This window comes from Accumulibacter sp. (assembly GCF_016789985.1).
Classification (GTDB): Bacteria; Pseudomonadota; Gammaproteobacteria; order Burkholderiales; family Rhodocyclaceae; genus Accumulibacter.
Genome location: NZ_JAEUOL010000029.1, coordinates 1 through 12,276 on the forward strand (window position 1 = coordinate 1; position 12,276 = coordinate 12,276).

The window sequence follows — 12,276 nt, forward strand, 5'->3', positions numbered from 1 at the left end:
TGAATCTCCGTCCTCCGAAACACAAATGCGTTCCGTGATTTGTTTCAATCCGCACCCGGCCCGAGAGCCGGGTGAATCAAAACAAGCCGATGGCGAAGGGATGGGGCTCGACTGGTTTCAATCCGCACCCGGCCCGAGAGCCGGGTGAATCGATGCCGGCGGGCCATACGTTCAGCGCCGAACCGTTGTTTCAATCCGCACCCGGCCCGAGAGCCGGGTGAATCCTCCCGCACTTTCATTTATCGCGCACGCCCCCACGTTTCAATCCGCACCCGGCCCGAGAGCCGGGTGAATCCGCCATTGGGGACAACGGACACTGGCGCATGCCCGTTTCAATCCGCACCCGGCCCGAGAGCCGGGTGAATCTTAAAATGGGCGTCGCCTTTCTCCCCAACGCAAAGGTTTCAATCCGCACCCGGCCCGAGAGCCGGGTGAATCCCGCGTCCTCATCCCGAGCGTGCCGTTCTTCCGTTGGTTTCAATCCGCACCCGGCCCGAGAGCCGGGTGAATCGGCAACCCGGCATGAACTGGTTCAATCGTCACCCGTTTCAATCCGCACCCGGCCCGAGAGCCGGGTGAATCAGTCGAGCAGCTTTTTCTCCTCCTCGGAGAAAGCAATCGTTTCAATCCGCACCCGGCCCGAGAGCCGGGTGAATCGAGGCGACGCGGCGCAGCGCGACATCGACCTCCTGGTTTCAATCCGCACCCGGCCCGAGAGCCGGGTGAATCTGCCACTGGTTGGTGTTGATCGCCGAGGAGAGCGTGGTTTCAATCCGCACCCGGCCCGAGAGCCGGGTGAATCTCCGGAACGGCGCGCCTGTGCGGCTTGGGAGGCCTCGTTTCAATCCGCACCCGGCCCGAGAGCCGGGTGAATCCTCTGGGCGGGGGTCCATTCGTTTCAATCCGAAACCGTTTCAATCCGCACCCGGCCCGAGAGCCGGGTGAATCGTGGTGGTGATGTGGTGGTCGTGACGGTCGTACAGTTTCAATCCGCACCCGGCCCGAGAGCCGGGTGAATCCGGTTCCTTTCTGCTCTATTGGGTCGGTGTTGGCGTTTCAATCCGCACCCGGCCCGAGAGCCGGGTGAATCCTGAGTATGGATTCGGTTTTGATCCGACTTACATGTTTCAATCCGCACCCGGCCCGAGAGCCGGGTGAATCCCCCCCTGAACCTTGTCCGCCACCCGAAAGACACCAGTTTCAATCCGCACCCGGCCCGAGAGCCGGGTGAATCCTCATCCCTGGCTTCGCCTGAGTACTGATGCATCCGTTTCAATCCGCACCCGGCCCGAGAGCCGGGTGAATCCTGTCCATGACTCGGCCGTTACCCGGCCCGATAGCGTTTCAATCCGCACCCGGCCCGAGAGCCGGGTGAATCCTCGGCCGCCGAGGATCCATCCCCGGCGCGATCCGGTTTCAATCCGCACCCGGCCCGAGAGCCGGGTGAATCGCAGACGGGCTGGTACGTGCTGGCCTACGAGCTCGTTTCAATCCGCACCCGGCCCGAGAGCCGGGTGAATCCCATTGGCCTCCGACAATGATCCTTCACTGACCCCGTTTCAATCCGCACCCGGCCCGAGAGCCGGGTGAATCGGGTTTGAGATCAACCATGAATACTGCGCGATTGCAGTTTCAATCCGCACCCGGCCCGAGAGCCGGGTGAATCGGTTGATCAGCACGGCATGCGGCAGCCAGGAGGCGTTTCAATCCGCACCCGGCCCGAGAGCCGGGTGAATCCTCGGCGTCGATGGCCAGGGGCCCGACCAGGCGCGTTTCAATCCGCACCCGGCCCGAGAGCCGGGTGAATCCAGGCAACGATCGACGAGATCGACGACACCTTCGACGTTTCAATCCGCACCCGGCCCGAGAGCCGGGTGAATCAGCGATCTGGCAGATCGCTGCTTTACAACATACTTTCTGCGTTCCCGCGCGAAATGGCGCTGTCGCGGTCCAAGAGTCCGGCAGATCGACCACCGTGAAAAGATTATCCCATTGAATCAGAAACATTTGCACGCGCGGACCCGCCCATCTCCAGCCGTCGTTCGTAGTTCGCGCGCCAATATCATGCCACCAGGGGACCGTCGAAGTTCATCGCGCGGAAGCGCCCATACTCCCTGACGCGAAGATTAGCTGGCTCGGTCAGTCGATAAAGACGGAGGCAATCCTCGCGCTCGTCGATCTCGGCTACCAAGCGGCGCTCCAGTTCTTCCAACTGCATTTGATCCACCCTGCACTCGAAAACCGACTTCTGAACCCGCTGCCCCATGCTTTCACAAACCTTGGCAACGCGCCTCAGGCGTTTTCGGCCGGCCGCGGTTTCCGTCGAGACGTCGTAGGTGACAATGATCAGCATGACTATCGGACTACAAATGGCAGGTAGCCAGCCATATCGCCACGCAGCGTGCGGGCCATGAAACGCGCTTGCAGAAAAGGTATCACTCCGATTGCCACAGTTGTGTCAAGCAGGGGGTGGGTGACTTTTTCCTGTTTACGCTCTTGGTAGGCAGTGACCACAACCTTGCGTCCTTTCTCGCTCAACAGCACCGCTCCCCCCTCCCGTTCGTCGAAGTCGCTGCCGCGAACCTGTCCACGATTGACCAACGTCATGGCCAGGCGATCGGCAACCCAGGGGCGCAGTTCCTCCATCAGATCAAGCGCCAGAGCCGCGCGACCCGGACGCACCACGTGCAGAAAGCCAAGCTGCGGGTCCAGGCCGGAGGCCTCCACTGCCGAGCGACAGTCGTTCATCAACATCGCGTAGAGAAACGACAGCAACGCATTCATCCGATCTCGCGGCGGGCGCCGCGTACGCCCATTCATGGAAAACACCTGGCGCGCTTCGTGACGAAGGAGGCAAGATACCGCATCGAAATAGTTCTTTGCCGCCTCTCCTTCGATACCGCGTAGCACTTCCAGATCAACAGCATGCGGCACACGACGGAAGGCATTGGCCAGTTGCTCGGCACCGGCACCCAGTACATGAGCATCCTCATCGGCCGCAGCCTCGCGCGCACCACGCAGGAGAATCTGCCTTGAGTTCCTTATTTTCCCGGCGATCATGGCACGCGCTGTGTCCAGGCAAAATGCGACATCGCGCGCTTTCTGATGTTGCGCCTGGCGCAGCAGGATGTTGCCCGAAACGGGACCTTCCATACGCGCCTTGAAACGTCCATGCTCGCTCAGCAACACCAGTGCCTTGCCGTCATCGGCGCAGCGATGCATCAGCCGGGGTGAAACCAGCACATTGCCAAAGCAGACGATCGCACCGAGGTGATGAAGTGGCACCTGCAAGCGCTTTTCGCGCTCGACGTCGATGCGAACCGTGTCGTTCTCCAGATGCGCGTAGGCGCCCTGGGTCATGACGTAGAGGGTGTTTTCTATCTGTTGCATTCGTCGCTTTGGAACAGCTCCTGTCGAAGTCGCGCCAGACGATCAGCGGCAGCGGTCGCCACAGGTTGGCAAATGTGCTGCAAGGAGCATTCACGGCAGCGCGAGTCGTTGACCGGCAATGGCAGCCTCGACGAATCGAGCATGCTGCGCACGGCAGCGATCGTCAACATTACCGTTTCTCGCAGCTCGTCGGCAATCGCAAGCTCCCGTCTGCGATGCGAGCTTGCATGGTAGACGGCGCCCCGGCGGACCGGCTTCCCGGTCATCTCTTCAAGGCACAGGGCCTGCGCTGCCACCTGGATGTCGTCGTGTTCGTGCTGCCACCGCGGCCCGTGTTTGTATTCGACCGGGCAGGGGGTACCATCTGGGAGAAACTCGACGATATCGGCTTTGCCGACAAGACCCAGGCGATCGCTGTAGAGCGGCAGCGCGCGGACACTACGAACATTGCCCTGTGTCGAGAAGCCCGGCGAATCGACCTGCGCGTGTACTACCTGCCCCCGGGCCGTGTGCACGTTGTCGGCAAAAGCCTGCTCCTGATGAATCAATGCACACTGACGCGGACAATAACTCCAATGCTGCAGAGCCGCAATCGGAATGGGATCGATACAGTCAGTCACTGGTAGCGCTCGGTGTGAAGGGTCGCAAGCGAATGTCATCACGACCAACCACGGCAATGAAGCCATCGGGCACTTCGGTCAGCGCACGCAGGGCTGCTGTCAACACATCCTCGATGACGACCGGCTGCACCCGGAAAAACAGGATTGCCCCTGGCGACGCCACACCGTGAAAGAAGATGATGTCTCCAAAATCCGAGTCAAAGGTAACCAGACACCGTTCTTCCTCGCGAGCGAGATCGAGCACCACCCGATCACCTAGACCCGGGCAGACAGCAGCCACTGCCAAAACATCGTGGCCGGCGACACGTATGCCCTTGATCACGGGCAAAGGAAAGTTCTCGTCGGCCAGTACCGCTCGACTCACGCGGCAATTCCCCGCGGATGAATAGTGGCCTGCATGATGTAGGTCTCCTCCTTCAGACAGTCACGAACGAAGGAGAACACGGCCTGCAGGTCTTCCGGTTTGAGGTGAGGGTAACTGTCAAGGATCTGCCCTTCACTCCAGCCTGAGGCCAACAGATCGAGAACCAGGTCTACCCCGATCCGCGTCCCTTTGATGCGTGGCTTTCCGAACAGCGTGCCCGGGTCTGAAACAATGTGCTCGCGCCAATCCATCGCCTAGCTCCTAGTCAATAACCGGGAATGATCTCCGCTACAAGCCCCTCAATCTCGCGGACAGTGACTTGGCCATCACTGCTGACGCTGAGGGAACGATGCACCTTGGCGGAAGAGCATACTCCCAACCTGCCCGGATGCTGCCACCAAACCACGTGCAGCACTTCCATGCTGCCTTCTGGGCGCGCCGAAGAGGCATCGTTCTCAAGAAGCTTGGGCAGAATGCTCTTGATTGTCGCTGCGTCCTGGTCTCCGAACCCGGTACGCTCGGCGAGCTGTGGGTTCATGCTGCCAAAACAGACGTAAACACCGTGATCGACGCGGTGCTTCATGCCCATCGTGTCCGGTCCGCGCTTGCTGCCGTCACCTTCTCCACTGACACTCTTGGTAATCTGCGTACTTGTCACTTCGACCGGCTCCAGACTGAAAGCAGACTGCAGGGTAACTGGGCCACGGATACCGATCGACACACCTGTATCACCCTCCGGTTCATCAGTTTCCTTGGCATCTTCTCCTTTGCGCAAGGATCTCTTGGCGCCTGCCTTCTTTGTAGGCTTGATTGCAAACAGTTGACCGAAGGCGCGCACGTCGAACCACATATCACACGCCTTTTTCACCGTTTCCGCTCCGCCGAGCGTGTCACCCAGTTTTGCTCTTGCCCGTTCGGCGAGGCTAGAGTACTCGTCTGCCTTCCGGTCATCCGACTGGACAAAGATCGGTTCTCCACGTTCGAGCAACCGGTCGCGCAGCTTTCGCTTCAGGCAGACATCAGTGATTTCGCCGATGCTGTCATAACTGGTGCGTGGTCGGTTACCGTTGAGCGGATCACCATTGGGGTTGGCATTGGTGACGCGCAGAACCAGTGCAAAATCGATCTTGTGCTGCAGGCTGTTCATGGTGTTTCCTCCGCTTGGGTTAGCTCGATTGCTGAAGCTGTGTTGGTGCCGGTTCTCGGCTCGTTGAGCTGAGCGCGCTGACAATGGTATCCAAGGAGAAACTCTCCACTCAGCTTGCGATCATCCGTAAAGTCGGCAGGCTCGAACTGCCCGATGATCTGGTCAATCTGCTGCTCGAGTTGGTGCAGATACCCTGGGCTGTGGCCCCGGAGCCTTGACCTTGATGGCGTAAGCGCTAGTTCGAATTGTCGCCAAGTGGTACACGGGTGCTCCGCAAAGCGTTGCATGAGTTTGGCCGCGTGGGTATCCCGCTTTTCCCGGCCATAGTAGAGGGCTCGTTGTTCGAGGTGTTCGGCGATCGCCAGCAGGCGTCCAAACAGGTAGTCACGGGTATTTCGCTGAGGTTCCAACGCCATGGCGTAGCTTCCTTTCCTGACTTGATATTGATATCCACGGAAGAGCGCACAGGCTATCCCGAGCGTCTTTTCCCATTCCCATGTTTCCATACCGGCGCGGCGGATGGCTCGGTGAAAGGTTGCGTCGACCAAATCACGCGGCAACGGTATCGAGTCGACGATACATGGCAGCAGTCGCTCGACACAGGCTTTGCGCAGACGCTCGTCAACTCTTGCCCCATTGGCGGCTTCGGCAATGTCTCGTGGCGCTGGCGCACCACAGAACTTGCGCTCCTTGCCGAAATTCTGATGCCACGAAAAGTGGGTGTGCCAGGCTTCCACGCGGTCAAGGAATTCACTGCCGCCGAATTCCCGATAGAAGGTAATCGCCATACGACCAGGTGTCGCGGCATCGAGCCCCATGACCACGACGCTTGCCGTTGGGCTCAGTTTGGCCCGATACCCCGCGATCTTCTGCCCGAGGGCACGCGCGAAAGCTTGCCCCGCGTCGCCGAGATAGTCTGACGCAGACGAGGAGGATTCGAGCCCCAGCAAAGCAAAAGTATCCACCAGCGGATCAGGTATCGCCTCCCCACCGATCGCCCATGCGACCACCGCCTGATCGCCATTGCGGAAGGCGTGCCGGCCGATCAACCAGCGCAATGCGAGATGCGCCTTCTGCGAAGCCTCGTAACCGACACCACAGGCCTGGTCACCAGTGTCGTCCGTGAACCGGCCGCGAAAAGTGAAGCCGCTCTTGTCGTTGGAACTGATCAGCTTGGCACCATCGCCAGGGTGTCGGAGTCGCTTGGGATGACTGGCAGCAAGCGGCGCGTCAGCATGTCCAGTCGCCATGCACAGGCCAGTTCTCTGCATCCGCAAGGCGTTGAACTGCACCCATGCGTATTGAAGCGTCAGGTCGTGCCAGACCGCTGAATTGGAATCACCGGGACAGTCTACGTGCCAGCGGACGAAGGCATTGCCCTGATCGCAGTTAGCGGCGGGAAGGAGACGGAAGATGTCCGGCTTGCTGCCCTCGCTTGGCCATTGCGTCAGCAATCTGCCATCTTCGCCAAGGAAAAGGAGCTTTTCCTTGACCAAGTCGGCGACCACGGACCCCTTCCGCACGTAGTTCAGAATGGCTTGCGCCTTTGTATGGGTGAATGGTGAGGCGCACCAGTCGCTCAACAGTTCGAGATATTGCGCATGGAAGGAGAGTTTGGCACCTCCATGACCAGGATAATCTGCGGCGACGTACTGAATCTTGTCACACAACGGATGTGGCGGCGCTTTGGTGCCAGTGCGGTTGGCCGACTCCTCGGTCGCCGGAATGAGCGTCTCCTCCTTCTGCACGATGCGAGCGCGCCTGAAGTTGCCCTGTCCATCCAGCACGATTTCAAGATGCGCTTGCTGCGGCGTATGACTGATCGGCGGCAGCGGGTTCTTGGCAAATTGGTCTGCGCCGGCACAGGCATCGTAGGTTTCCAGCAATCGTTGCAGCCAGCTCATCTCAGCCCTCGCTTTCTTCGCGCTCGACGGCACGCAGATTGCGCCCCGTCCTGAAATTCTTGGCAGACATCTCGCGTACGAAGCGGGTGGTCGTACAGTCCTCCGGGCGGATGAAACGGATCACACCGTTTTCCATCCGGGGCATCCAGAAGCGACTCCGTAGTTCATCCTTCCCGGTTTCGTCAGGATAGTCGAACCCGTGGAAAGTCAGGCCGAAAGCCAGCACACCAGCTTGGTCATAGGCGCCCTCGCCGCAGCCGAAAACGCAGGGCTCGGCATACCCCTGACAGTCGCGGGTGCCAAGGAAGATGTCCTGTCGCCCGCCACGTTCCAGAGTACGCCGCATGATGGCGACGTGCTTGGCTTCAATGCGATCCTCCTGTAACTCGACGCGCTGCTCGTTCCATTCGAAGTGCGCCCGCACCTGGTATTCGACGCCGCTCAGAAAAGTGTAAATGGCCAGACTGTTACCTCCGCCGAAGTTCAACGGTTTGGTGCCTTTGGTCTGGGTACGGACCAGTTTCATGACGCGCACCGCGTCGATCACCCAGATCAGTGTGGGCTTCCAATAAATCGACTTGGCGATTCCCTTGAGCGCTTCGTAGGTCGGGATGTGGTACGAGCACTTCTCTCCCCCGACACGTGATACAGGATCGGTGAACAGCGCGAAGCGACCCCAGGTGCGGAATTCGATGCGGGTGCGTTCCGGTTCAGACATAAAGGGTCTCCATGGCCTCGGCCTGCGTTTGGCTGAGACCGAACTCATTGCTGTAATACTCGGCACGCAAGTGATAAATGCCGATGCCTTCTCCAATTTGCGTGATCGCGGCGGCCCGCTGTAGTGCCTCGAAAACCTGCGGGAACACATTGACCGAAAACTGTTGGGCACGGCGCAGCAAATCGAACTGCAGTTCCGGATCGAAAACACCACAGAGCTGCGCCACCAGATCACGACCCTCGGCACCAAAGGGGACGATGATTCCTGTAGTCGGGGCGTCGATGGCGCGGAATGCCTGGCCGGCGGTCATAAAGGCTTGCCGCAAAGGAACCGCTGGCGCAGTCTTGCAGCGCTGGCTGTAGTCGTGCACGGCCAGCTTGTTCTCCGAAAGCAGGTTCAACAGGCTGTCGTCGCGCCCGGTGGCAGCGGGCAACACCGGATAGCTCATTTCGCCGGCACGCTGGCCGAAATAGTAATCGAAATACCGGCCCATTCCTGCAGGACCAAGCAGGTCGTCAGCGAATGCACTGCGGTCCTGCTCGAATTCGTCGAGGACCCGCTGGGCGACGTTGCGCCCCTCGCGGATATCGCACAGCCGCTCCAGTCCATCATCGGCCGGGTTGATCACGTGAACACGTCCGAGAACGCGTCGTCCATTTCGATTGCAGCGTCCAGCGGCCTGAGCAATCGAATCCAGACCTGCAACGTGGCGTATTACGGCACCAAAGTCGACATCGACACCGGCCTCGATCAACTGTGTACTGACACAAAGGACGGGATAGTCTCTGTCCAGGCTTTGGCGAATCTGGCTCAAAATCTTGCGCCGATGTGCCGGGCACATTGAGGTACTCAAGTGGTAGACCGGATAGCCGAGTCGTTCTGCACAAGTGCGGTACAGGCTGAGCGCTGCCTTGCGCGTATTCACAATCACCAGACAGCTGCCGCTGGCGGCGACTTCTTCGGCGGCAAGTGCCGCGACCTCATTGTCGCTCCAGCCCCCCGCTCGATGACGATGAATCACTTCGGTGCGTTTGAGTGCGGCAAAAAGCTCTTGCACACCCGGAATGATTTCGTCCTTCGGCTGGAACCTCGCCGCGCCTTTTCTGGAATTGACGGCATTGAGCAGCGGCTGGGTCGCCGTACACAGAACGACCGTACTGCCACAATGTTCGACCAGAAAGTTGATCGCATTGTTGAACAGATGAATGCAGCGCAAGGGCACTGTCTGCACTTCGTCGAAAATGATCACCGACTTGGCCAGCTGGTGCATCCGCCGTGCGCCACGTGTGCCGGCACTGAACAGCGTCTCCAGCAGTTGAACGCTGGTGGTATGCACCACTGGTGCGTCCCAGTTCTCCGACAGTATCTTGGAGCGCCAAGTCTGTTCCTCGGGTGTCAGGTTCGAATGGTGCTCAAGCACGATGCTGCCCGGTTCAATGCCCATCTCACTGGGCTCCAGAATCCGGCGCACCACGTCAGCATTCTGATCGATGATCGAGGTAAAAGGGACAACATAAATCACCCGGTCAAGCCGATGTAGCTGCGCATGTTGCAGGGCGAAACGCAAGCTGGCCAAGGTCTTGCCACCGCCGGTCGGCACGGTTAGCGTAAACACACCTTGCTGACGTGTCGCCGCAAGCCTGCAATGCTCGGAGACTTCCCAGCGAAGTCGATTGACTGGATTGGTGTCGGAAAAGCCTTCGAGACGTGCTTCGAGACGACCGGCTAGCTCCTCCCAACGCGAATACTGACCATGGTAACGGAGGTGACGAGCGCGCGGACGCTCGAAGTCGGCGGTGTCGACACGGTCGGCATCGATCAGGCAACTGAAGAGAAAGCGAACCAGCAACCCGAACTTGCACTGAAGTACTTTCTCGCTTCTCTCCGCTCGATGTTCCAGCTTGACTAGACTTACGATGATTTCCTGGAGACGATCGGATAAATTTGCGCCAACAGTGAGTTCACCGAGTCGCTCAAGAACCGCCGGGTCGATTCTGGCCAGCGCTTCATCAAAGTGTGCAGCCTGCTCTGCCTTGTTCATCCGACGCGTGAAGTTGTCTTCACCTTCGGGAGTGATGCAGTCGATCAGGCCCGAGTGGTGGGATGCAATGCACAAGGCCAGGATCTGTCCTGACAGAGAGCCGACTGGACCGCGCTGCGAAAGCTTCCGCCAGATGAACTGCGCCCCGGCTGTGGAATGGTCGATCCGACCGCGCAGTTGCTGGGCATCCACAAAGTCATCGGCGTCCTGATCAATCAGCCCGACGGCCGAGCCCAGGTAGTCCTGAAACGCCCTACTGTACTTCCCAAGGTCGTGCAGCAAACCCAACACTTCGCCGGCGTCGTCAAGCCTGGCTGACTGTCCCCCATGATCGGTCGCAACCTTGAGCTTGGACGCATTGCGGGCAGCCAACCGTCCGACGGAACGAAGGTGGTCCTCGAGACGCTGCTGTTGTCCATCCGCTTCGCGCCTGTGCGCGATGATCGGCCTATCCGGCGCCGCGCTTGACTTCTGCATCATGGGTCGATCCCCTTCGGCATGATCATCAAATGTACCAGGCCCCGGTGCGAACCTTTGAATAAGCCCCGGCTCCAGGTTTCAGCTTCCCGCAGGATCATTCACAGAATCGCGCTATGACCCTTCGTTTCCCGGCCATTATCCGGGTATCAGGGCTCACAGAATGCGCTTTTAAAAAATCTTTTACTTTTTTCTTCGCATCAATGACGAAGCAACCGCGGCGCCCTGCGGCGGCCCCGGTTTTTCGGACAGCCGGATAAGCTAAGGCCGAGCGAACCGAAAAGGCATGAAAGATGGGCGTGAAACGCAAGCAGCACGGTGCGCAGTTCAAGGCGCAAGTCGCCATGGCGGAGCTGTCGGCGGAATACGGGGGACATCCGACGATGATCAGCACCTGGAAGCAGGAATTGGTGAAGCGGGCTGGGGAGCTGTTCGAGCGAGGTGCCAAGACGGCCGCTGATCCGCAGCAGACGATCGACCGGCTGCACCAGAAGATCGGGCAATTGCAGGTCGAACAGAATGTCTTGGCCGGACAGCCCGCCATTGCCCGACTGCTGAAAGGCGGACGATGATCAAGCCGAACGCGGCGCTGTCCCTTACCCGGCAAAGCCAACTGCCGGGCGTCTCGCGCAGCCGCCTCCACTCCCGGCCCCGACCGGATTCGGCCCAGGAGGCCGATCTCCTGAACCGGTTGGACCGGATCTTCACCGAGCACCCGGTCCATGGCAGCCGGCGGCGGCAAGTGGCACTGGCCCGGGAAGGGATCGGGGTCGGCCGCCGGCGTATCCGCCGACTGATGAAGCAGTTGGGGGCGGTGGGCGGCCGACATCACGTACATTCCGATGCAAAAGGGCTTTCTGTACCGGGTCGCCATTCTCGACTGGACGACCCGGCGGATCCTGGCGTGGCGGCTGCCCAACACGCTGACGGCCGACTTCTGCGTAGCGGCACTGCAGGAAACCCTTGCCCGCGACGGCCGACCGGAAATCTTCAATACCGGCCAGGGTTGCCAATTCACCAGCGAAGAATTCACCGGTGTCCTGCAGGCGCACACCATCCGGATCAATATGGACGGCCAGGGGTCTGGCGGGACAATGTCTTTGTCGAGCGCCTGTGGTGGACAGTGAAGCACGAGTGGGTCTATCTGCGCCCGGCTACCAATGGCATCGCGCAAAAACAAAGCCTGGCCGAGTGCTTCGACTGGTACAACCGTCGCCGGCCCCACCAGGCGCTCTCGTGGCAGACGCTGGACGAAGCCTACTTTGGCGGGCTCGCCGCCGCTGCGGCGAAGGCGGCCTGAACGATGCGCTGTGGATTTGTGGACAGTCGGCTGCGCCGATCCCCACCTTTGCGCTGCCCACAAGCTCCGCAGCGCCCCACCTCGTCAGTAAATCCGGGAGAGTCCGAACCATCACCCAACCACCGGCCTTAGCTTAGTCCACCCCGGTGACTGTCTAGACGACTGGAACCACCACGCCCGGCTCGGGCCGCCTGCCCGGGGAACTCAGCCGGCGCATCCGCTGTGCAGCCTGCCTGACTTCCCGCCGGTTTCGCCCAGTCAGCCACGGCTGCCGCCCGCCGACAGCGGGTGACCGGTGCAGTCTGCCCCAAGCCA

The 12,276-nt window shown here is 60.1% G+C and carries 11 protein-coding genes, 2 pseudogenes and 1 CRISPR repeat array; of the genes and pseudogenes, 4 read left to right on the forward strand and 9 right to left on the reverse strand.

Features of this window, described 5'->3' with window-relative positions:
• Nucleotides 1-41 precede the first annotated feature (41 nt).
• Nucleotides 42-1,881: a CRISPR direct-repeat array (repeat unit 37 nt; unit sequence GTTTCAATCCGCACCCGGCCCGAGAGCCGGGTGAATC).
• A 181-nt stretch (nt 1,882-2,062) separates the two neighbouring features.
• The 9 genes from cas2 to JNK99_RS01520 are packed head-to-tail and all read right to left on the reverse strand — an operon-like array spanning nt 2,063 to nt 10,664.
• Entirely contained in the window at nt 2,063-2,353 is a 291-nt protein-coding gene (cas2, locus tag JNK99_RS01480) for a CRISPR-associated endonuclease Cas2 (protein WP_291847592.1), read from the reverse strand.
• Between the two features lie 2 nt (nt 2,354-2,355).
• Nucleotides 2,356-3,390, reverse strand: coding sequence for a type I-C CRISPR-associated endonuclease Cas1c (gene cas1c, locus JNK99_RS01485; RefSeq protein ID WP_291847595.1), 1,035 nt, complete (start codon nt 3,388-3,390; stop codon nt 2,356-2,358).
• Nucleotides 3,378-4,076 (reverse strand): CRISPR-associated protein Cas4, encoded by a 699-nt coding sequence (gene cas4, locus JNK99_RS01490; protein WP_366518674.1) that lies wholly within the window; start codon nt 4,074-4,076, stop codon nt 3,378-3,380. Before cas4 ends, cas1c begins: the two co-directional genes overlap by 13 nt.
• Complete coding sequence (locus JNK99_RS01495) at nt 4,003-4,374, reverse strand: DUF5615 family PIN-like protein (RefSeq protein WP_291847598.1); 372 nt, start codon at nt 4,372-4,374, stop codon at nt 4,003-4,005. Before JNK99_RS01495 ends, cas4 begins: the two co-directional genes overlap by 74 nt.
• Nucleotides 4,371-4,625, reverse strand: coding sequence for a DUF433 domain-containing protein (locus tag JNK99_RS01500; RefSeq protein WP_291847601.1), 255 nt, complete (start codon nt 4,623-4,625; stop codon nt 4,371-4,373). The genes JNK99_RS01495 and JNK99_RS01500 overlap by 4 nt, the downstream gene beginning before the upstream one ends.
• A 14-nt stretch (nt 4,626-4,639) precedes the next feature.
• Nucleotides 4,640-5,521 (reverse strand): type I-C CRISPR-associated protein Cas7/Csd2, encoded by an 882-nt coding sequence (cas7c, locus tag JNK99_RS01505; protein WP_291847604.1) that lies wholly within the window; start codon nt 5,519-5,521, stop codon nt 4,640-4,642.
• On the reverse strand, nt 5,518-7,425 hold the full coding sequence (cas8c, locus tag JNK99_RS01510; RefSeq protein ID WP_291847607.1) for a type I-C CRISPR-associated protein Cas8c/Csd1: 1,908 nt from the start codon (nt 7,423-7,425) through the stop codon (nt 5,518-5,520). The genes cas7c and cas8c overlap by 4 nt, the downstream gene beginning before the upstream one ends.
• 1 nt (nt 7,426) lies before the next feature.
• The gene (gene cas5c, locus JNK99_RS01515; RefSeq protein WP_291847610.1) at nt 7,427-8,143 is read right to left on the reverse strand and encodes a type I-C CRISPR-associated protein Cas5c; all 717 of its coding nucleotides are present in this window, start codon (nt 8,141-8,143) and stop codon (nt 7,427-7,429) included.
• Nucleotides 8,136-10,664 carry a CRISPR-associated endonuclease Cas3'' gene (locus JNK99_RS01520; protein ID WP_366518676.1) on the reverse strand — a complete coding sequence of 843 codons (2,529 nt, stop codon included), beginning with the start codon at nt 10,662-10,664 and terminating at the stop codon, nt 8,136-8,138. Before JNK99_RS01520 ends, cas5c begins: the two co-directional genes overlap by 8 nt.
• Nucleotides 10,665-10,960: 296 nt before the next feature.
• Between JNK99_RS01520 and JNK99_RS01525 the strand changes: the two genes are divergently transcribed.
• From JNK99_RS01525 to JNK99_RS01535, 4 genes and pseudogenes are all read left to right on the forward strand, one after another.
• Entirely contained in the window at nt 10,961-11,233 is a 273-nt protein-coding gene (locus JNK99_RS01525; protein WP_291847613.1) for a transposase, read from the forward strand.
• Nucleotides 11,230-11,466, forward strand: a pseudogene (locus JNK99_RS17595) (IS3 family transposase); the annotation flags it as partial. The gene JNK99_RS01525 and the pseudogene JNK99_RS17595, both read left to right, overlap by 4 nt.
• Before the next feature lie 16 nt (nt 11,467-11,482).
• Nucleotides 11,483-11,788, forward strand: a pseudogene (locus tag JNK99_RS01530) (DDE-type integrase/transposase/recombinase); the annotation flags it as partial.
• Nucleotides 11,785-11,961 (forward strand): integrase core domain-containing protein, encoded by a 177-nt coding sequence (locus JNK99_RS01535; protein ID WP_291847616.1) that lies wholly within the window; start codon nt 11,785-11,787, stop codon nt 11,959-11,961. The pseudogene JNK99_RS01530 and the gene JNK99_RS01535, both read left to right, overlap by 4 nt.
• Nucleotides 11,962-12,276 lie beyond the last annotated feature (315 nt).

Bases quoted from the DNA above. Each gene is read 5' to 3' on its own strand.
- cas4 (WP_366518674.1), bottom strand. From the start codon at position 4,076: ATGGCTTCATTGCCGTGGTTGGTCGTGATGACATTCGCTTGCGACCCT.
- cas1c (WP_291847595.1), bottom strand. From the start codon at position 3,390: ATGCAACAGATAGAAAACACCCTCTACGTCATGACCCAGGGCGCCTAC.
- JNK99_RS01500 (WP_291847601.1), bottom strand. From the start codon at position 4,625: ATGGATTGGCGCGAGCACATTGTTTCAGACCCGGGCACGCTGTTCGGA.
- cas8c (WP_291847607.1), bottom strand. From the start codon at position 7,425: ATGAGCTGGCTGCAACGATTGCTGGAAACCTACGATGCCTGTGCCGGC.
- JNK99_RS01520 (WP_366518676.1), bottom strand. From the start codon at position 10,664: ATGATGCAGAAGTCAAGCGCGGCGCCGGATAGGCCGATCATCGCGCAC.
- cas7c (WP_291847604.1), bottom strand. From the start codon at position 5,521: ATGAACAGCCTGCAGCACAAGATCGATTTTGCACTGGTTCTGCGCGTC.
- cas2 (WP_291847592.1), bottom strand. From the start codon at position 2,353: ATGCTGATCATTGTCACCTACGACGTCTCGACGGAAACCGCGGCCGGC.
- cas5c (WP_291847610.1), bottom strand. From the start codon at position 8,143: ATGTCTGAACCGGAACGCACCCGCATCGAATTCCGCACCTGGGGTCGC.